Here is a 20,199-nt window from a genome sequence, read left to right on the forward strand (position 1 = left end):
AGGAAAGCACCGTCCCCACCATTAATCTCGCCCCTAAACTCAGACGCGATTTATCTTTATGGAATCCCTTTGATTATCTTTTGCTGTTGTACTGGGTGTTTTATTTTCCCCAAGCAGTGCGCTGGTATGTGGAAACGAGAGACGGCGGCGATAACCATCCCGTACAATTGCGTCTAGGGATTCAGGGTCTTCTCTTAACTGTAATTACCCCTCTGATTATCTGTGGCATAGCAGCAAATTTAGGACTTTCTGTTAATTGGGTGGGCGTGGTGTTGGGCGTGGTGTTCAGCGTGGTGTTGGGCGTGGTGTGGGGTGTGCTGTCGGGCGCGGTGTCGGGCGCGGTGTCGGGCGCGGTGTCGGGCGTGGCGTTGAGCGTGCTGTCGGGCGTGGCGTTCGGCGTGCTGTCGGGCGTGGCGTTCGGCGTGGCGTTCGGCGTGCTGTCGGGCGTGGTGTTGGGCGTGGTGTTGGGCGGGGTGTTGGGCGTGGCGTTGGGCGTGGTGTGGGGCGTGGTGTGGGGCGTGGTGTCGGGCGTGCTGTGGGGCTTGGGGTGGGGCGTGGTGTTGGGCGTGGTGTTGGGCGGGGTGTTGGGCGTGGGGTTCGGCGTGGTGTGGGGCGTGGTGTTGGGCGGGGTGTGGGGCGGGTTGTTGGGCGTGGTGTCGGGCGTGGTGTGGGGCGTGGTGTGGCGCGCGGTGTTGGGCGTGGGGTTCGGCGTGGTGTCCGGCGTGGGGTTTATATTCGCCTTTTTCCGTCCTGATAATTGGCTAATCGGGCTTTTGACTGGTTCTCAAGGGCGACTTTTTCCCCGTATTACCCTTCTACCGCTGCCGGGGTTAACCTCGACTCTACAGCAATGGTTACAGCAAGACTGGGAAACAGCTATTAATAACCTCAATCAATACCTTCGGTACAGCCGCCAGTTTATTCCTGTCCTTGCCGCCGTTAACCGCGTTTTATCGCAATTCCCAGAGGCAGAAATTATCTATCGCGTCTCCCGTCTGGCAGAAAATACCTCCGATTGGCAATTGTTAAAATATGCGTCCGCGAAACTGTTTTCTTTTCCTCGCAGTAAAATCCGTCTCGATACCCCTGCTCGCGCCGCCGCCGCTGGTTTTTGGTATCTTCACCAACAGGACACCGAAAAAGCCGAAAAAGCCTTTGCTGTGGTACGTTCCCTCGCCTACGGGGAAGAAATGTATAGACTAGCCCAAACTTTACACCGATTTAATCAGGCAGCAACTCCCGATAGTATCGCTTCCCTGAAGGTTGCCCCCATTGCCGCAGAACCTTCATTACGTCCGCAAACTTGGCAAGCTATCAGCAGTTTAAATCTAGTTATCGCAGAAATGGCTTTAGTGCAGGGAAGTTACTCTCAACAGACCAGATCCCTCGCTCTTAATCGGATTATCGGGAAATTAATCGATATAACCGACCAACAGGCGGCTACTTTACCCCAAGCAGAAAAAGAATTAATCCTTTCCATCGCCGAAAAATGGGCAAAAATTAGCACATCCATCGCGGGAACGGTGGGAACGGTAACTATTACCCAACCGATTCCTAATCCCTACATTATCGGTGATCCGGTGATCGGTAAACGCTTTGTTGGTCGTGAGGATATCCTGCGGGAACTTCAGTCAATGTGGTCGGGAGATAACCTATCCTCCGTAGTTCTCTATGGTCATCGTCGCATGGGTAAGACTTCGATTCTACGCAATCTGGAGGCATATCTCCCACCAAATGTCTCGGTTATCTACATTAATTTACAGCGCTTGGCCACAGTAACCAGCCTAGCCGAAGTTCTCCTGACTATGGCTGAGGAAATCGCCCAAACTTTGGCAATTGATGCCCCAGAAGAGGAAAAAATCTCCCAACATCCAGAAATGTATTTTAATCGTTATTTAGACCGTCTGATGCGCCAGATTCTGCCGGAAAAAGCCAAAACTGGTTTAATTATTGCCCTCGATGAGTTCGAGATAATTGAGGATTTAATCGAAGCGAATACCCTCCGCCAGAATTTCCTCGGCTATCTGCGTTCCCTTGTCCAGAGTAGTCCGCGTCTAGCTTTTGTTTTTGCCGGATTACATACCCTAGAGGAGATGACTGCCGATTATTTTCATCCTTTTTTTGGCAGTGTTTACCCGATTCCAGTTAGTTTCCTCTCTCCTGAATCTACTCGCGTTATCCTCGCTAATCCCGTTGGGGAAGACGAGGATTTTCCCCTAGACTATACCCCATCCGCTTTGGACAAAATTTATCAACTTACCCACGGTCAACCCTATCTAGTACAACTGATCGGCTTTCATCTGGTACGTTTTTATAATAAACAGGTCTTTGAGTTGCAACGTCCCCAAGATATTCGTTTTCAGGTGGAAGATGTGGAAAAAGCCATCGATGCTGAGTTTTTCCAAAGGGGGAATTATTATTTTACGGGTGTCTGGAAACAGGCTAAACAAGATGCGGCCGGACAACAGGAAATTTTAATAGTTCTTTCTCCCCATCTGCAAGGATTAACCCGGGCAGATTTACTGTCCAGCACCGGATTAACTGCCACAACTCTCGACCGGGCCCTAAAAACCCTTGAAAATCATCATGTTATCGAATGCCAAGACTCCAATTATCGGATTGCTGTGGAATTATTCCGTCGTTGGGTATCGGAAACAATGGCCTAAGGGACTTGCGCTTTAATAATGTACCTTTTGGGCGAACGCAGTTCGCCCCTACATTGTGGACAAAATCCGTTACTGTAGGGGCGCAAAGCTTGCGCCCTCCGATCGGTTGGGATATTATTCTCACGCAAGTCCCTAAATTCTTTTGTTATATTTTTGGCTAATATCTCAGCCCAAAATAGGGGGGTTACAGGGCAGCACGGATTCCCACTATAACAAAATAATAGAACAAATCTGGGAATTTGTCAAGGCCTTGGCAATTTTCCGGTTAAAATTGTTTGTTGAGATGGGGTAAGGGACAAGACCCGCCCGGCTCCAACGAAAAACTTTAGTATAATCAAGAACACTGAGTATTTATTAGCTTTTCTGTCTAAGATTGATGTTAAAGGCTGTTCTGTTCGATTTTAATGGGGTGATCATCAATGATGAACCGATCCATCAAGAGTTAATCAATGAAATCTTGCTCGGGGAAAATTTGCTGCCCCTAGGGTCGGAATTTGCGGAGTTATGTCTGGGAAGAAGCGATCGCGTCTGTTTGCGTAATGTTCTCAACCGTCGCGGTCGTCAAGTAACCGAGGAGTATCTGACCAAGTTAATTAACAAAAAAACCAGTTTATACCGAGAAAGATTAGAAAAATTAGAGAAACTTCCTATTTATGAAGAGATATACTCTTTTTTAAAACGGGTTAAGGCCAGGGATCTACAAATCGGTTTGGTGACGGGAGCAATACGCTCGGAAGTAGAATCGATCTTGCAACAGACGGGCCTTGGGGATTACTTTAGTGTCATTGTCACCGGGGATGAGATTAGCACCAGTAAACCTCAACCGGATGGTTATTTACTGGCCGTAGAAAGATTCAATCGTTGGAATTTTAATCTACAGTTGCAACCCTGGGAATGTCTGGTGATTGAAGATACTTTTGCTGGTTGCGAAGCGGCAAAAAGAGCGGGAATGCAGGTGGTGGGAATCGCTCATACCTACCCCTTCCATTTTATGCAGAGAGTGTCTAACTGGGCGATCGATAATTTCTCCCAACTAGACCTCGATCGCGTGGAAGCAACTTTTAGCCAAATCGGGGAAATAACCGAGCGATCGGGATTTTTAGGCAATCTATGACCATCTAGAGGCGATTAACAAGCTGAAAATCCCTACTTGCAAAAATCGGCAATTCGTGTTATGCTAACAAAAGTGCTAAGAAAATGCGGGTGTAGTTTAGTGGTAAAACCCTAGCCTTCCAAGCTAATGATAGGGGTTCGATTCCCCTCACCCGCTTAAGTTGTTGTGCAGTAAACGTCTAAGGAATTATCGGTAATATCAACGGCGATTCTGACTTAGAGATCGCTATCTTCTAAATATCTCCGTAAATCTTTGGTACGCTGCTCGGTGACATTTGCCAAACAAAAACCGTAAATCATGGGAGCTAGAGAGCCTCCCTCATAGGCACTTCTTTCAAATTCGCAACTGCTGTCTCTAAACTTAATCCAAGCTTGTTGGGCAGCAATTAATTTTTGTTTGCGAGCAGCTGACAGTTTTGGCAGTAGTTGTCGATAAACTTGATTTAACTTGCGATCGGCGTTTTGATAAGCGATGCTGGCACAAATGTTCATTTCGCTTTGAGTCTGGGGATTGTTACAGTTAGGACGTTGAGCTAGTTGCAAGTTTGTCGCTGCAGATGTGGGACTGGCAATGCTAGGGGTAGCCATCCCGACAGCAAATAAACTTGCTATGCTTAATAAGGTTAGTAAAAACTTGTGCATGGCTACTTACTTTAATGACAGTAAGAAGAAGATAACAGAAATGCGATCAAATCGAGCATAGCTTTTTCATTCTGCTCGATTCGTTGGTTGGCTTGGTTAACTCTATTTCATTATTTCCAAAAAAGAAAATTAGAGGAGTTGATAACTAAAAAACCCAGACGGGAACTCGTTTATAAGCAGGAGTCCCACAGCGAGGATCGATTTTAGCTTTGAATAAAACATTGGTTTCGGGATAGAACATAAAGCCAACACCTTCGCGAATCGGACCGAAAATAAGTTCGATATTCTCTAATTTGCCAGCATCTCCTTGAACGGTGACTCGTTGATGTTCTTGAAAGCCCGCTTTTTTGGCATCTTCGGCGTTGATCAATAAACAATGACGGTGAGGCATTCCCCGATATTTATCGCCCACTTGATAAACGACGGTATTATGTTGTCCATAACTGCGTCCTGTTCCAAGAATCAGAGCAATTCCGGGGGCATTTTCTGGTTGATTGAAATGTTCCTTTTGCGGTGCTTTTAAAGTGGGTAAAAGCGTGACAGACATTTGCGCTTTTCCGGTCGATGTTGGAAAATGGGGTTCGGTAAAAATCCGTCCGCTAATGGTAAATTCTGTTTGGGTTTGATCTAATTGCCCGATCTTTTCATAACCCGGAATCGTTTTGGCGATTAACTGACGAATATAGGCGGTATCGTGTAATCTCGACCAATCGATCGGGTTTGTGCCTAAAACCTTGACGGCAATATTTGTTAATAGTTCTACTTCCGAGATAATATCCATATCGGAACCCTGTAGATGACTGCTTCCCCGCTCGTTAAAACGGACAAAATTATTGCCCGATTCGGTGGTTGTCGGGTGAGGATTTTCAAAGCGAGCGAAGACAGGTAAAATTAACGTATTTTGTCGGGCTAATCCCTGAAAATGTCCTAAATTTGGCTTAGTAGCTACATAAAAAATCGTATCAATTTGAGCTAAGGCTTTTTTGGCTTGATTTAAATCTGGATTTGCGCCATAAAGATTACCTCCCAAACAGAAAAGGGTGTTGATTTTTCCCCGTTCGGCAGCTTCAATTAATGCCCTGGTATCATAACCGCCGGTTATATTTAATGGCTTTCCTAAAAGTTGAGCAAGTGCCTCGGCGATTTCCTGACGTAATCTCACCGTAACGCCCATAGAACCGAAGCCCTGTACATTAGAATGACCTCTGATTGGCATGGTTCCGGCTCCGATTTTGCCAGCATTTCCCGTCATTAAAGCGGTATTGGCAATACTGATAATATTATCTACCCCGTTTTCCTGTTGTGTAACCCCCATCGCCCAAGCGAAAACCACTCGCTCTAAATTGCCGAAAAGGGCGGCGGTTGCTTCAATTTCTTCTCGGGATAAACCGCAGGTTTTAGTAATAGTTTCCCAGGGTATTTGTCGGGCGTAATCTATAACAGATTGCCAATTTTCTGTATGGGATTCGAGATAATCCCAGCGGACTAAATTTTGTTCGATCAAAGATTTTTGTAATCCGACGAATAGGGCGGTATCGCTACCCGGAATCGGCTGTAGGTAGAGAGTAGAAATATCGGAACCGCCCCGCAATAAAGATTTAATCGGAAAAGCGGGCGAGGAGAATTTGACCAATCCGACTTCAATTTGCGGGTTAATAATAATAATTTTACCGCCGCGATCACGAATTTGAATTAATTCATTCATCAGGCGAGGATGATTAGCCGGAGCGTTAGAACCGATTAACACCACACAATCGGCTTGTTTTAAACTTTCCAGACTGACCATCGAAGTTCCGGAGCCGAAAACCTGTTTTAAGCCTACGGTCGAGGCGGCATGACAGAGATCGGAACAATCGGCTAAATTATTACTTCCTAATGCCCGGAAAAACAATTGTAAGAGATAGGCGGCTTCATTAGAAGAACGTCCCGAACTATAGGAGGCTAGAGTCTCGGACGGTTGATGAAAAGCTTGTTCGGCTAATCGATACACTTCTTCCCAACTAATACGTTGATAGTGACTTTCTCCGGCTTTTAAGAGGACGGGATAACTAAAACGACCCAAGCGGTCGCATTCTAAGGAGGTTAAGGACTGTAATTGAGCGAGATGATAGGTTTGAAAAAAATCGGTTTTAATACCTGGCATTAATTCGGAAGTAACTGCCTCGACACTTTTGAGACAACGTTGCAGACTTTCCCCCGCTTCGTTGACAAAACCGCCTTTTTGTCCCCCCGTTCCCCAAGCGCAAGCTAAACAGGCACTTTTATGATTTAAGGTTTGCCATAGTTTAATCCCTTGAGGAGAGAGGGTTTTTTCTGCCCAATATTGCAATACGGGAAAACCCCCGCCCGCTTCAATTTTGTCCGATGTTTCTCGTTCTTTCATCGCTTTTTCTCCCGATTTTTTCTCAAATCCCTCCGATAGGGAGAGTGTCCCCAGTACAGTTAAGTTTATCACCATTTTTAAAAAAGTGCATCATCAAGACATAAACGACTGGGTAAGCTACGGTTAGTTGTTGACAATATCCCCTGATTGTGATTTTATCAGACTAGGGAAAGGTCTATTGAAATGATAATTCCGATGGATGAAAATGAAGACTTTCAACATTTAGAAGAGATGATTGTTAACGAAACGGATATCTTCGAGATCGCGTTTTGGGTCAACTCGCACTCTTTACTTGCTGTCCAGACAGGGGAGCGTCTGTGTTAAAGCCGGACTTGACAGTAACCTCAACGGATAAACTACCATCAGGGTTTAGGGATGATTCTTCATGGTTTGAGCGGACTTTTCTCCCAATCTTGCTAACAATTAGGAACGGGAATTAATCGACCCAATTTTCTAAGAATAAATGAGGAATTTGTCTAAAATGTCGCAGATTTCTGGTTACTAGCCGGGCTTGATTAGCTAAGGCGATACTAGCAATTAACAGGTCAGATCTGCCAATTTTGCGAAATTTAGAAATATCTTGTAAGCGGTCAAATTGATTGGCTGCATTTGGGTCAATTAAAATTACAGGAAGTTGATTTAATAAGGTTTCTGAACGAGAGAAAATCTCTTGTGCTTTCAGTAAATCACCCCCTGAAAAAGCCTTAAGCAGATAATCTATCCGCCCGCGCAAAATTTCGATCTTGGTGACAATCGTAATGGCGACTTCCTCATCTTGTAAGTTTTCCAATCGATTAATAACGTTAGTGTTACCTGAGTGGAGATGAGTTAAAGTATCCGTGTCAAGAAGATACATCATTGTTAGTTTCCGAACGTCCCCTGGCTTGGTAAATAGAATCTCTTAGGTCGGCCAGAGAGCTATCATCGCTTAAAGCACCTGCCTGTTGCAGAAAAATAGCTTTACTATTTGGCGAAGAGTTAGAAGGGAAGGAAGTCTTCAAGGTTTTAGCCTCTTGCTCTAATAAAGTATCGCTGCTTAATTGTTCTGATTTTGGAGTAATTGTCATAATTGCTCCTGATTGTTTATTAATATTTTATCATAATGGGTATGGAAAAACTCTAAGTACAGGAAAAAAATTGTAGGGAATGAAGAAAATTGCGATGATTGGGCAGAGATTTCCTCGGACAAACTACCATCAGGGTTTAGGGATGATTCTTCATGGCTTGGGCGGGCTGGAGTTTTAATTTTCCCTGAATCTTTCCAACAATTCCTCGCGGGATAAATTCGCCAAAGAAAGAAGTAAACCGGTGCGTTCTGAGATGGGAAGTTGGGCAATCTTTTCTACTAGACTGGATAATTCCGAATCTAGGGGGCCAAACCGCCCTTCCAGAAGACTGGTTATCAGGGAAAGTTGTCCCTCTAAAGTGCCTTCTTGCTTCCACTCTTCTCGTTGCTTTAGATAAGCTGGTGATAGATTCATGATGTCCTCCTGTTCTTCGGTACTTAAATTATCTCTCAATTCTAAGTTTTTGCGCCAGTTGGCCAGAATTTCTAATAAATTCTCTCGAAAAGGATTGCGTTCTGGCAGTTCAACTAACTCTTCAACTGCTCGTTTTTGTGTCCCTCCTTTACCTAATACTCTCAACCATAAGGTGTCTTCAATTACTGGTAATTGATGAATGACAATGATGCCCGCTTTGAGAGACTTCGCTAAAAAGTAAACCCCTGTTAACCAATTACTCTCATCGCTGTGAGTACCGAAATCTTCAATCATTCTAGCTGAAAAGGTGGGCGTTAGAATCCATAAGAAAGGCAATTCTGCGACCGTCAGAGTTTTGTTTGACCGTTTCGCTTTTCTCAAGACATCGCCATGAACCGCGTATAACTTTGACAAACAACTGCGAATCTCTACCTCGGTCGGGGGATTGCGGAAAGGTTCAAACAAACAGGAAGTAGCTGCCATTTTTCCGAGTAATCCTAAAGGTAACTCAGTGGGAGGCGGTGAGCTAAATGGTTCAAACCAGACATCAATTTCTTGAACCTCACTTTTTACTTTCTTACTTTTTCTAATCGTCCCTAGAGGTGTTAGTAATTCCTCTAAATATTCCTTAGCAAATTGGTCATGAATTTGGCGAGTCATTCAAGTTAATAATAAAGCATAAAAAGGACGGTAATAATCTTATTATATCATTAATTAAAAAGGAATCCAATCGACAATATCGATCCATTCTTCCGCTTCGGTAGTTTCCCAAATCATAATTAATTCTTCGGCTAGTTTTCCCATTGTTGTTGTGGGACGTATCCAAAACAGTCCCCAGATTTGTTGATTTTTTTGCCAATATTCTTCTAAATGTTCAGGCATACTGGTACGATTATCTGTCACCAAGAGTCGTTGAGATAATCCTAAATACTGTAAAACATCAGGGTCAAGAGTTCCTAACAGTGGTGTATTCGGCTCTCCAACGCGTAAAATATCTATCTCTGGATTTAACCTTAAGACAGCGACTTTCAAGCGGGGGGATAAGTTTTCATCCAGTAAAAACTTGATTTTCATACCCTGACAGAATCTTGCCTTTGCTGTTTAATTCTTCTCATCTTTTCTCGTTGAGGTGAAGGATGTTTTAAGGATTCTTGATAGCGAGTCTCTCGCCAATTCTGGAGGCGCAATAAATAGGCATCAATTTTTTGCCGATTCTGTAAATAATAAGTAATAGTAGCGTAGATTTTCTCTAAACTTAGATCGGGATAGATAGCATTTATTTCTTCTGGAGTATAGCCTTCCAAGAAATAAAAGAGTACGTTGTCAATTCCGAGGCGATGACCTTTGATTCTAATATCATCTTCGGAGAGGAATAAGAAATAATCTTCTAGTTGCATGATTAATTTTCCCCTTAATTTTATTTTATTTTTACCGCTTATTTATAGTATTTCCTGTTCGCAGGAGGTACATTATCAATGTTAAAAAGTTTAATCAGCAAAGGTTTAACTGTGCCACACAGGTGTGAGAACCGCTATATTAATGTTTTATCATAATTAGTTTACCTTGTGCTTCCCTTGTTTTCAAACCTTTAACCGGGATAAACTGCCCCGCGGCCATAACCCCGGCTGCTATGCTGGCAGCCACTTTGACGGAGCTACTTTAACGGGAAGTGTGGATTATCGGCTGGCCGCCGAAATATGTCGGGAACTCGATGCCATCGAGCGAAAGAATTGACGAGATTATCGAAATCCACCTATCGACTATCGGCAACCAGCGCACATCGACCGAGGAAAGGTCAGCGCGGCAGAAACATCAGGCTGTTTTGGGGGAATTGAACGGTCTTTGCTGATTTCGGCGGTCACTGTCCCTGCCTAACGCTCTCTAATGCCATTTTTCAAAAGTAATGGCAGAGATGGTTAATTGCCCTCAACCCCAATCCCTCTCCCAGAAAAGAAGTAAAGAGTAATATACTTTCAGGTTGGGGAGGGCGAGTCCTCGTGGGAGAAGGTTGGACAAGTTCGGGGTATAGACGCACACCGGGAGGGGTTAATTATTAGTATCGCCCGATCAATCGGAGGGCTTAGGACAGATGAATATGCTAATGCGCCAAGGAGAGTATTTGCCAGCATTGAATTGCTGCTTGATGTCAGGCTTCTGAATTGTTGTAAGTATTTTTATTTTGTCGTCAGGTGAGCTAACCAGTTGCTTATATAGAGGATTGCTTGGTTCAGTAACGCTTCCTATGGCTTTTTGCAGGAGATCGCTAATACGACCCCATTCACCATTTTCAGGATGACCTTCATCGGTAATTACAGTGATAGCTCCTCTGGGTAATAAGGTTGTAAACTCACTTTTCTCTTCCCCCTCACTAAGAACCTTTACCTGAATTTCGCCATGATTTTGTTGGTCAAGCTTATATGCAATTAAGTTGGCTAATGGAGTGGCTACGGAACTATTTTCATTGCAGATGAAAAGGTTAAAGTCAGTATATTTGGAAGTATCACCCTGTCTTGTGTAAGGAGGATTCCTAGTCAAGGCTTCCTGTAAAGCTTGATCTAAAGTAATACTATTGGTTGTGGTTTGTTGTGTGCCAACATTTGTTTCTTTTGATTGAGCTTGTTTTTCTTCTAACCCCCACACTTTAAGTTTTTCCTTGGTCTCTTTACCCATTTGAATTTCAGTAACATACTTTGAACTATTCTGTATTACGTCAGCCGCCCAAGTGCGAATTTCATCACTACTTCCAGAGCTTTTGATGATCTCCAGAGCTAAATCAATGTATTTGATCCTTAAATCTTGTGTCAGCTTTTGATTTTCAATTTGTGCATTATAAGCACTGCCAACCCAGAAAATAACCAAAGCTATAGCTGTGTTAGCAATAACTCCCAAAAATTGTGCGACAACCTTCCCCTTTTCCCACGCAAGAGGCAAGTGTTGATCATCGTCTTCGTTAGTCATCTTAAGACACCTCCTTTCTACTCTACGCTCTAGGCTGAACAATGCCAAAAGGCTCTAATTATTTCCCTCTTATTCACCTATCCCTACTCTATCTCCGATAATCTCAACGAATGAGGCTGTTTTCATAAATTTTAATAATTAGCTGATAGTGAATTGCGATAGCCGATGGCAGAAATATCCAGCGATCGCTAAAGTGCTTAACAAAAGAAATTATAATCTTATCGATTTTGACCGTGCCACTATCCAAAGGAATAGATTAGATTTCTTGAAAAGACCGATGCGGGGAAATTACCGAATCACCCGAACTTTTTCCTTATCGGTAAAGATCGGGCGATTTGCATATTCTTGCTATTCCTAATACATCCGAGAGCGCCCGTCCTGTCGAATTTATCTTTAAACCCTAACTATCCCCGTACAATTATCAGCATATCGATCATAAACCTTGAGATAGGTTGCACGCCATGAGCGAATACCAATATTACGAATTCCAAGCTATTGATCGCCCCCTCACCCAAGAGGAAAGAGCGGCCATCAGCCAACTATCGAGCCGCGTCAAACCGACGGCAACGAGTGCCAGTTTCACCTACCCGGGTAAGGTGGAACGTGATCCGAAGGAATCTTTTTCACTGGAAAGACGATCTGTTAATGTACGGCTGTAATGCCTGATTTTGTCCTATAGGTCTAATAAAGTTGTTAAGTATTGCCGTTATCGATCGAGATCGGGTTAGCTTGGAGATAGCAGTGAGCATTCAGCTTTAAACACTTAATAACTGCTAACCGAATCACTGATAAGGGGGTTTTTTCATGGCTTTTAGCCGTTCTAGCGGTATTTTGCTTCATCCCACCAGTCATCCCGGCCGTTACGGGATTGGAGAACTAGGTAGGGAAGCCTATCAATTTATCGATTTTTTGGCTCAAAGTGGTCAAAAACTCTGGCAAATTCTCCCTTTAGGCCCCACAGGGTACGGTAACTCTCCCTACATGAGTTTTAGTGCCATTGCTGGCAATCATCTCCTGATTAGTCTCGATATTCTTCGGGAAAAAAATCTGCTTAGTGAGGCAGATTTCGAGGATATTCCCGATTTTCCCCTCGATCAAGTGGATTTTGAGCGATTGATCGCTTGGAAAATTCCCCTACTTAGAAAGGCGGCGAGCAATTTTGTCAAGGGTTCTGACACAATTCTTTACAAACAGTTTGCCGGCTTTTGTGGTGGCAATGCTGATTGGTTAGAGGATTACGCCCTATTTATGGCTTTATCCCACGCTTATCAGGGTAAAGCATGGATGGAATGGCCGACAGAAATTCGTGAACGTCATTGGGGTGCGTTGGAAACACCGAAACAGGAGTTACAAGAGGAGATTTTTCTGCACAAATTCCTGCAATTTGAGTTTTTTGAGCAGTGGTTAGCCTTAAAACGCTATGCTAACTCCCTCGGTATCGAGATTATCGGTGATATCCCCATTTATGTCTCCCATAATAGTGCCGATGTTTGGGCAAATCCGCAGGTTTTCCGACTAGATCCCCAAACTGGTAATCCCTTAGAAGTGGCCGGGGTTCCCCCGGATTATTTCTCAGAAACGGGGCAATTATGGGGAAATCCTCTCTATAACTGGGATTATCTCAAAAATACGGGCTTTGACTGGTGGGTACGCCGTTTAAAAGCGGTTCTTTCCCTAGTCGATATCATCCGTATCGATCATTTTCGCGGATTAGAGGCCTATTGGGCTGTGGCTTTTGGCCAGGAAAACGCTATTAATGGTCATTGGCTGAAGGCCCCGGGTTATGATCTCTTTAATACTATTGGCGCTCGTTTGGGTAAATTGCCGATTATTGCCGAAGATTTGGGCGATATTGACCAAGCAGTCCTAGATTTTCGCGATCACTTTGCTTTCCCGGGGATGAAGATTCTCCACTTTGCTTTTGGGGGTGATGCGGGTAATCCCTATCTTCCTTTTAACGTCGAACGCAACTGTGTGATTTATACCGGCACTCACGATAATAATACTACTGTGGGCTGGTTTCAGGATAACGCCAATGACTACGAAAAAGCGCGACTATATCAATATCTTGGCGCTCCCAGTGGTCAGGGAGTGGCTTGGGATCTGATTCGACTGGCCTATAGTTCCGTGGCTAATCAGGCGATCGTACCGTTACAGGATGTGTTAGGTTTAGGATCGGATGCGCGGATGAATACCCCTAGTGTCGCAGAAGGGAATTGGTCATGGCGCTATCGTCAGGAAGCTTTAACCGGAGAATATAGCGAGAGATTGCGAGATTTAGTCAATCTTTTTGGCAGAAATCGTTAAATATCAACCCTTTTTTCGAGACGTTACTCCTAACGTCTCTTTTTGTCCGGTTAATGTGAGTGAGAATTTTTTAGCAATCTTTGCCGGATGCGATCGAGATTTTCTCGACTATTGACGGGTAAATGGGGTAGGGGTAATTCTAAATTGGGCCAATTACTCAAATCATGGCAGGGACAGGATAAACCCGATTGGCCCAGCACTTCAATTGGTACGGGTATAGTACAACGAGCGCAGGGGTGAAATTCCCATTGAGGGGAAAGTAAGTCTTGGATAGTTTGTTGAGTACCTTCTAGGTAACAATCGCCACTTTCAGGATCGAGCATTTTTTGCCAACAATCTTCAAACTCCGACGAATAGCGATCGCCATTGAAGATAGGCAGCGGAAATAGCATAGCTTGGTTTTTGGGACAAATAACTTTTTTTCCCAATTGAAACCAATGGGCGAGATACTGTTTAACTGCGGAGGTGTCTGACATATAGTTTGTGTGGAGGCTGCCCTGATGATTGCTCTTACCATCAATCCTAGCGTTAACTTCCAGTGTCGGACAGAGCCGGTGACGATAGATTATGTAGTTTAATAATTATTTTAGGTAACTGAGCATCGGGAGCTAGATTAATCCCAATAAACTCACCATTAAAGCTTTTTGGGCGTGCATCCGATTTTCCGCTTGCTCCCAGACTTTTGATTGTACACCCTCGATCGCCCCGTCGGTAATTTCTTCCCCCCGGTGAGCAGGTAAACAATGGAGAATAATCGCGTCTTTGTCAGCGTGACTCATTAGCTGTTCATTGACTTGGTAGGGCTGAAAAATGGGAATTCGGGCATCAGCGAGGCTTTCCTGTCCCATACTTGCCCAGACATCAGTATAGACCACCTGAGAGTCTTTTACTGCCGCAACGGGATCGTCGGTAATTAAGATTTTACTACCGGTTTTCTCGCCAATAGCTTGGGCGCTGGCGACAATTTCCCCATCCGGTTGATAGTTTGCGGGGGAAGCAACCCGCACATTTAACCCCATCAAAGCGCCACCTAAGAGGAGAGAATTAGCGACATTATTACCATCCCCGACATAGGTGAGGTTAATTCCCCGTAAAGTCTGAAAAGTCTCTTGGATAGTCTGTAAATCGGCTAATATCTGGCAGGGATGTTCTAAATCTGTTAGAGCGTTGATAATCGGGATGCGCGAGTAATTAGCAAAAGCTTCTAAATCTTCTTGTTTAAAGGTGCGAACTGCGAGAATATCGAGATAGCGATCGAGTACCCGGGCCGTATCGGCTAAGGGTTCCCCGCGCCCCACTTGGGTTACACTAGGATTGAGATCGATCACCTGTCCCCCTAACTGGTACATCGCGACGGTAAAAGAAACCCGCGTCCGGGTGGAAGCTTTATAAAATAGCAATCCTAAGACTTTTTTGCAGCTAGGGTTAAGATTACCAGCTTTAAGCTGTGCCGATAGATTGAGTAGGGCGCTGATTTCTTGGCTACTCATGTCGGTTATTCTTAAAACATCTCGTCCTTTTAAAGTGGCTACCATTGGTTTTTCTCTCGATAAACAGGGGTCTTGATTGGCTTTTATGGCAGTTAGCGGTTAGCAAAAATCTTGAGTAAAGACCTTATTATAATCCAGTTTTTTCGCTATTAGGCAATTTTTCCCGAAAATTTTTGATTGTGGGGGATGTTAGTCCAGCTAACACCCCCACTTTTTCCGTTAAATTAGGTAGGTGTTAAAAATTGTCAGATTCCCCCCTTATCAAGGGGGCTCCCCCCGCCTATCGGCACCCCCCTTATCAAGGCGGCTCCCCCCGCCTATCGGCACCCCCCTTATCAAGGGGGGACTAAGGGGGGATCGGCACCCCCCTTATCAAGGGGGGCAGGGGGGATCAAACCCAAAATCTAATTTCTACTTAACTAATTTTGCCCCACACTTAGAACAAAAATTAGACGAGGGCGGGTTTTTGTGTCCACAAATACCGCAGATAATTAAAGCTGGGTTAGCCACTTCTGTCACCGGAGAAAGAGGAATTTCTCCACCGCTATCCAACTTATAGTTATGGATTAACTGCAAAATAATTGCATCTTCCCGTTTATATTCTGTATTATCTTTTCCTCCTGTTAACTCCTCGGACCGTTGTTGTAAATATTCAATAAAAGTCCGATACAAAGCTTGTTTTTTCTCTGGAGTGGTTGCAGCCTGTAACTTAGCTGTCACCTGACTTTGAATTTTTTCCTTATCTTCGCGACAAGCTTTTACTTCTAACACCTGTACCGCATCTTCCCAACTGGTGGCGATATCGACTTTTTTTAATCCCGTTGCGGTTTTAATTTCATAGCGAATTGTTTTCTCATTAGTGACTCGATTGACTTCTGGAAAAAGCACTTTTAAAGCTCGGGCTGTCACCACCAATTGATAAATACTCGGATCTTCGGGAAAAACATCCCAGAAAGGCGGTTCCTTTTGGATATGCACGGGGATGGGTAAATCGCGATTTTCCCCCATCTGTTGGGCGCGTTTAGCGAGAATAAATTCTCCTTTCCAGTCCTGATAGGATTGCCGCAACTCTCGCATTCCCTCCAGACAGCGTAGGGAAAAACCGCCAATTTCCTGCACGAAGACAAGACGATATTTTTCCACTTCTCCCAAGGGTTTAATATCGTCTTCGTTGGCAATAAATTCCCGCAGTTTCGGGATAATTTTTTGGGCTGCCGGGTTACTGGTATTTCTTCCTCCAATCAGGGCAACATTTTGATTTAATTGGGGTGTAAAACCCGCATCTTTTCCCCGCAAAACCGCAGGATTAAGCATAATTAGGGGTCGCGATTTTTGGTAGGCAATGCGAATATTATTGATAATATCGGTATCGTTGTTATAAATTTTTAACAAGCGATCGCAAGCGGCTAATTCCTGCTGAATGCGACTACTAGCGGGAGCATTTTGTAGGAGTTGATTAGCTTGGTTTAGGATAACTTTTTGAAAATCACCTTGACGAATATCGGCAATCTCGGTGATGTCAAATAAACGCATATTTTCATCGGTGCGGCGCGTTTCTTTCCAGAGGGGGCTAGATTGCTTTAAAATTTCTTCTGAGAGGGGTAAACAAAGGTTATCCATACCCGTATCGTAGGCATTTTTGTTACCAGCAATCCCCGAAGCAAATTGTTCGATAAAGTCTTGATAAAGACTGTTTAATTCTTGTCTGTCAAATAATTTAATCCCATTAATTAACAAAGCATCGGCGCTATCGATCTGTTGATTAGACTGGAGATTAAATAGATCGCGACTTTGAATTAATTTCTGACGAAAGCGATTAAAACGGCTTTCTAATTGATTAAGATGTTCCAGTAAACGATTAATAACCTCTACTCCTGCACCTCTGGTTTTTCGTTGAATATTGGCCATTAAATAGCCTTCCAATCCCGTTAAAGCTTGTTCACAATATTGTTCCATCTTATCTTTTTTCGAGATATGAAGTTTATCTTTCAGATCATTAATTTCTGCCAAGGCTGTGTCGTATTCCCGTTGACGTTTACTTTCGTTTTGACTCCAAACCTGTTCTTGATCGCGACGGAATTTTTCCGCTATGTCGGTGAAGATTTGTCGTACTGAAACAATAAAACTCTCGGCAAATTTTACCCCACGGTTTCGATCTTCAAGGATATTATAAAACTCCATTTCTAGGGACTTTTTACCCCGTTGAATAATTTCATCCCGGTTATTATAAATCTTTTTCAGGTAATCGCCGTGCATCCGTTCATCGGGACTTAATTCTAGTAAATGATTGCGTTTAAATTCCTCGACTCTTGGCGTTAAATAATCATTAATAAATTGCAGAATTTTTCCCTGTTCATTGCCTAAAATATTAACACCCTGTTTGGTACAAGAGAGCCAATTATCTTGGTTGATTTCCTGACGAGTTTCGTTAGTCCATTGGGAGATTATGGCAATTAAAGAGCGATCCTTGTCGGCACATAAATCCATAATTAATTCCCCTTCGCTCAAGCGCATTTTTTTGAGGATATCACCTCTGACTAACTCCAACATTTGAGCGGGTAAAATCACGGAATCATTCAGCCACCAATTAATTAAATCTTTGGCTAAACGTTCCGATAAGGAGGCACGAATTTGGGCAATAGGAATTTCAATAGTTGATAGCCCAAAACTCATAAATTGCTTAGGATAACCGCGCCCCCCCGGGTCAGCTTGCGCCCAAGAACCCTTAATATTATCTCTAATAGAACGCTTATGGGGGGCAAAATCAGAGGTCATATCTAGGAAAATATTTTGGGCGATCATTTCCCGAATTTGACCGAGTTTAAAATCACCTTCGCCATTTTTTGTCCCCACTAAATAGGTAAAATCAAAGGGGGGTAATTTACTAACTACTTCATCGACTAAACCGCTGCTAAACTGTTGATGATATTCGGTTCTGTAGTCAGAAAAGTAATTTAATTCCATCAAGGCAGCGTAACCATTAGCCAAAACTCGATCGCCGACACTAATCCCCGCAAATGCTTCAGGAGTGGGAACAATTGCCGTACTCAAAGGACTACTTTCCCCTCGTAACCAATTACGAATACAGTAACCTATATCGATTAACATTCCGCTACCCGTACCACCGTTTAAAGACCCCGTGGTAAAGACATTAATAGCACTATTACTAACTTTAATTCCATAGCGATCGAGCATAAAGTTTTCTTGTCCCTTTACCCGTCTCACCGCGTCTAGAAATTTTCTTTGGATCTCATGATAATTACAAAATAAAGCAAAACGACCACAGGCGCGAATTTGTCCCGCTCCCGCTTCTAGGGAAGTAATATTTCTCTCTAATTCCGGGGGAAACCAACTATTAATCCAGGGATATCTATCCATGTCAGATACCATCTCCTGTACCTGTTTTCCACTCACCCGGGCCCAGTGTTTTTCGTTATCTTTAAAAGCACTGCCGGCAGCTTCAGGATTACTGATTTTATAATCCTTATCCGTGTCAACCACCAAAAAACTGACAATCGGAAAATTGCTCAAACTGCCATAACTTTCCTCGATTAAACGACGCAATCGCGATAAAATTTCGTTACCCGTGCCACCAATACCCACTAAAACCGTGGGAACCATGCTTTTTTCTTCCACTGCTGCTGGCATAATTACTTAACTCCTAAGACCATTTCTTGACGGTTGCGGGGGACTTCGTAGGTGAGAAAATCGTAGGCTAATTTAGTGTTAGGAAAAATTGCCCGCGCTTCCTCTAACAGATTGGAAATATCCAGAGAATTCCCCGGTAGATAACGGGGACTAAAATGGGTCATTAATAACAATTTTACCTGGGCTGCCAAGGCCACCTGGGCTGCCATCGTCGAAGTGGAGTGAACACTTTCAAAAGCTAACCCGGCATCTTGGTGTGCAAAAGTCGCCTCATGAATTAGCACATCTGCATCCCGTGCCAATTCGATCGATCCTTCACAGAAAATAGTATCGGTACAATAGGCTATTTTACGGCCGATTTCCGTTTCTCCGCAGAGGGACTGACCGCAAATTTTGCTGCCATCGGGAAGGGTGACAGTTTCCCCTTTTTTCAGCTTGCCGTAAATTGGTCCGGGGGGAATACCTAAAGCGTTGGCTTTTTCCACATCAAAACGTCCAGGACGGTCTTTTTCGGCGATGCGATAACCATGGGCAGGAATACGATGTTTTAATAGCTGACAGGAGACGGTAAATTCTTCATCTTCGTAGAGTATGCCGGGGGAAACGGGATGGACACGCACCCGATTGGCTAAATTAGTATAGGAATACTTAGCACAAGCACGCAGATAGTCCCCTAGTCCGGGAGGTCCGTAGATATCAATATCCTGAGCAGAACCGGCTAATCCAATACTGGCTAACAGTCCCATTAAACCAAAGATATGATCCCCGTGCATGTGGGTGATAAAAATGCGTCGGATTTGGGAACTTTTCAGGTCGCTACGCAGTAACTGGTGTTGAGTTCCTTCTCCACAGTCAAACAGCCATATTTCCGCCCGTTGCGGCAACCGAAGGGCGATACTAGAGACATTACGGGAACGAGTGGGAACCCCGGAACTGGTTCCTAAAAAAGTAATCTCCACAGGATAGCTGTCAGGATAGAGGATTCTTTTTCTAGTCTAGGCTGTTTTTATCGATTTCTCGATCGAATTGCTGCTTTTCTGTATTTCATCACTTGAAAACAGAAAATCCCCTGATTTTGACCTGACTCTGCAATAATTACTCGCAGTCAGAAATACGCCAGCTTCAGTATCATACTTTGTGCTTTTTGTCAAAAAAACTTTTTTTTTGCAATAAAACTACACAAAAAAAAGATCATCGTTATGGGTGAAATTGACTAATTTACCCGTCTTAATTAGGATTACCCTGTAGATTTGGCAAGGGTTTCAACCATTGTTGCCCAAAAAAGCACAGAATAACCCATTATGAAATTCTATCAAATCGCTGTAACCTTCATAACATCGTTGTTAAATAAAAATCTTTCTCAATTAATTCTTAAGAATTTGTAAATATTGCGGAATGTTAATTTAAATATTCTCAAGTTTGTGGAGTCAATAAATAATTTTTGCTTATCTTTGTCCAAAATTGGGTTAGAAGTCAGGAGTCGGGTGATAGGGTGATAGGGTTTTGGGGTG

At 43.6% G+C, this 20,199-nt stretch carries 16 protein-coding genes and 1 tRNA gene; 5 read left to right on the top strand and 12 right to left on the bottom strand.

The window, feature by feature from the left end; genetic code table 11:
* From IM515_RS13990 to IM515_RS14000, 3 genes are all read left to right on the top strand, one after another.
* Positions 1–2,666 (top strand): AAA family ATPase (locus tag IM515_RS13990; protein WP_287628804.1); only part of this gene is annotated, 2,666 nt, incomplete at its 5' end.
* A gap of 376 nt (positions 2,667–3,042) precedes the next feature.
* Positions 3,043–3,780 carry an HAD family hydrolase gene (locus IM515_RS13995; RefSeq protein ID WP_287628803.1) on the top strand — a complete coding sequence of 246 codons (738 nt, stop codon included), beginning with the start codon at positions 3,043–3,045 and terminating at the stop codon, positions 3,778–3,780.
* Between the two features lie 85 nt (positions 3,781–3,865).
* Positions 3,866–3,936 (top strand) — tRNA-Gly (locus IM515_RS14000).
* A 59-nt stretch (positions 3,937–3,995) separates the two neighbouring features.
* Here the strand turns inward: IM515_RS14000 and IM515_RS14005 are convergent.
* The 8 genes from IM515_RS14005 to IM515_RS14040 form a co-directional block, all read right to left on the bottom strand.
* Positions 3,996–4,421, bottom strand: a complete 426-nt coding sequence (locus tag IM515_RS14005; protein WP_287628802.1) for a lysozyme inhibitor LprI family protein — start codon at positions 4,419–4,421, stop codon at positions 3,996–3,998.
* Positions 4,422–4,566: 145 nt separating this feature from the next.
* Complete coding sequence (locus IM515_RS14010; RefSeq protein ID WP_287628805.1) at positions 4,567–6,804, bottom strand: FdhF/YdeP family oxidoreductase; 2,238 nt, start codon at positions 6,802–6,804, stop codon at positions 4,567–4,569.
* 436 nt (positions 6,805–7,240) lie between these two features.
* Positions 7,241–7,663 carry a type II toxin-antitoxin system VapC family toxin gene (locus IM515_RS14015; RefSeq protein ID WP_287628801.1) on the bottom strand — a complete coding sequence of 141 codons (423 nt, stop codon included), beginning with the start codon at positions 7,661–7,663 and terminating at the stop codon, positions 7,241–7,243.
* Positions 7,647–7,871, bottom strand: coding sequence for a hypothetical protein (locus IM515_RS14020; protein ID WP_002785324.1), 225 nt, complete (start codon positions 7,869–7,871; stop codon positions 7,647–7,649). Before IM515_RS14020 ends, IM515_RS14015 begins: the two co-directional genes overlap by 17 nt.
* A gap of 174 nt (positions 7,872–8,045) precedes the next feature.
* Entirely contained in the window at positions 8,046–8,945 is a 900-nt protein-coding gene (locus IM515_RS14025; RefSeq protein ID WP_287628800.1) for a hypothetical protein, read from the bottom strand.
* A 54-nt stretch (positions 8,946–8,999) separates the two neighbouring features.
* A complete protein-coding gene (locus tag IM515_RS14030; protein WP_287628799.1) occupies positions 9,000–9,359 on the bottom strand; it encodes a DUF5615 family PIN-like protein in 360 nt (119 codons plus the stop codon).
* On the bottom strand, positions 9,356–9,682 hold the full coding sequence (locus IM515_RS14035) for a DUF433 domain-containing protein (RefSeq protein ID WP_287628798.1): 327 nt from the start codon (positions 9,680–9,682) through the stop codon (positions 9,356–9,358). Before IM515_RS14035 ends, IM515_RS14030 begins: the two co-directional genes overlap by 4 nt.
* Before the next feature lie 670 nt (positions 9,683–10,352).
* The gene (locus tag IM515_RS14040) at positions 10,353–11,243 is read right to left on the bottom strand and encodes a hypothetical protein (protein ID WP_287628796.1); all 891 of its coding nucleotides are present in this window, start codon (positions 11,241–11,243) and stop codon (positions 10,353–10,355) included.
* Positions 11,244–11,704: 461 nt separating this feature from the next.
* Here IM515_RS14040 and IM515_RS14045 point away from each other — a divergent pair, with 461 nt between their 5' ends.
* Both IM515_RS14045 and malQ read left to right on the top strand, forming a co-directional pair.
* Positions 11,705–11,902 carry a hypothetical protein gene (locus IM515_RS14045; protein ID WP_193959896.1) on the top strand — a complete coding sequence of 66 codons (198 nt, stop codon included), beginning with the start codon at positions 11,705–11,707 and terminating at the stop codon, positions 11,900–11,902.
* Positions 11,903–12,047: 145 nt separating this feature from the next.
* Entirely contained in the window at positions 12,048–13,550 is a 1,503-nt protein-coding gene (gene malQ / locus IM515_RS14050; RefSeq protein WP_287628793.1) for a 4-alpha-glucanotransferase, read from the top strand.
* Between the two features lie 50 nt (positions 13,551–13,600).
* Here the strand turns inward: malQ and IM515_RS14055 are convergent, their stop codons facing one another.
* The 4 genes from IM515_RS14055 to IM515_RS14070 form a co-directional block, all read right to left on the bottom strand.
* Entirely contained in the window at positions 13,601–14,026 is a 426-nt protein-coding gene (locus IM515_RS14055) for a hypothetical protein (RefSeq protein WP_287628792.1), read from the bottom strand.
* A 132-nt stretch (positions 14,027–14,158) separates the two neighbouring features.
* Positions 14,159–15,085, bottom strand: coding sequence for an ornithine carbamoyltransferase (gene argF, locus IM515_RS14060; protein ID WP_002785336.1), 927 nt, complete (start codon positions 15,083–15,085; stop codon positions 14,159–14,161).
* A gap of 366 nt (positions 15,086–15,451) precedes the next feature.
* Positions 15,452–18,688 carry a tubulin-like doman-containing protein gene (locus tag IM515_RS14065; RefSeq protein ID WP_287628790.1) on the bottom strand — a complete coding sequence of 1,079 codons (3,237 nt, stop codon included), beginning with the start codon at positions 18,686–18,688 and terminating at the stop codon, positions 15,452–15,454.
* Positions 18,689–18,690: 2 nt separating this feature from the next.
* A complete protein-coding gene (locus IM515_RS14070) occupies positions 18,691–19,647 on the bottom strand; it encodes a ribonuclease Z (protein WP_287628788.1) in 957 nt (318 codons plus the stop codon).
* Between the last annotated feature and the right edge of the window lie 552 nt (positions 19,648–20,199).

Source organism: Microcystis sp. M44BS1 (assembly GCF_020244875.1).
Classification (GTDB): Bacteria; Cyanobacteriota; Cyanobacteriia; order Cyanobacteriales; family Microcystaceae; genus Microcystis; species Microcystis panniformis.

What these genes read in the sequence shown, in the direction of transcription:
- IM515_RS13995 (WP_287628803.1), top strand. Translation starts at nt 3,043, where the DNA reads ATGTTAAAGGCTGTTCTGTTCGATTTTAATGGGGTGATCATCAATGAT.
- IM515_RS14005 (WP_287628802.1), bottom strand. Translation starts at nt 4,421, where the DNA reads ATGCACAAGTTTTTACTAACCTTATTAAGCATAGCAAGTTTATTTGCT.
- IM515_RS14010 (WP_287628805.1), bottom strand. Translation starts at nt 6,804, where the DNA reads ATGAAAGAACGAGAAACATCGGACAAAATTGAAGCGGGCGGGGGTTTT.
- IM515_RS14015 (WP_287628801.1), bottom strand. Translation starts at nt 7,663, where the DNA reads ATGATGTATCTTCTTGACACGGATACTTTAACTCATCTCCACTCAGGT.
- IM515_RS14020 (WP_002785324.1), bottom strand. Translation starts at nt 7,871, where the DNA reads ATGACAATTACTCCAAAATCAGAACAATTAAGCAGCGATACTTTATTA.
- IM515_RS14025 (WP_287628800.1), bottom strand. Translation starts at nt 8,945, where the DNA reads ATGACTCGCCAAATTCATGACCAATTTGCTAAGGAATATTTAGAGGAA.
- IM515_RS14030 (WP_287628799.1), bottom strand. Translation starts at nt 9,359, where the DNA reads ATGAAAATCAAGTTTTTACTGGATGAAAACTTATCCCCCCGCTTGAAA.
- IM515_RS14035 (WP_287628798.1), bottom strand. Translation starts at nt 9,682, where the DNA reads ATGCAACTAGAAGATTATTTCTTATTCCTCTCCGAAGATGATATTAGA.
- IM515_RS14040 (WP_287628796.1), bottom strand. Translation starts at nt 11,243, where the DNA reads ATGACTAACGAAGACGATGATCAACACTTGCCTCTTGCGTGGGAAAAG.
- IM515_RS14045 (WP_193959896.1), top strand. Translation starts at nt 11,705, where the DNA reads ATGAGCGAATACCAATATTACGAATTCCAAGCTATTGATCGCCCCCTC.
- malQ (WP_287628793.1), top strand. Translation starts at nt 12,048, where the DNA reads ATGGCTTTTAGCCGTTCTAGCGGTATTTTGCTTCATCCCACCAGTCAT.
- IM515_RS14055 (WP_287628792.1), bottom strand. Translation starts at nt 14,026, where the DNA reads ATGTCAGACACCTCCGCAGTTAAACAGTATCTCGCCCATTGGTTTCAA.
- argF (WP_002785336.1), bottom strand. Translation starts at nt 15,085, where the DNA reads ATGGTAGCCACTTTAAAAGGACGAGATGTTTTAAGAATAACCGACATG.
- IM515_RS14065 (WP_287628790.1), bottom strand. Translation starts at nt 18,688, where the DNA reads ATGCCAGCAGCAGTGGAAGAAAAAAGCATGGTTCCCACGGTTTTAGTG.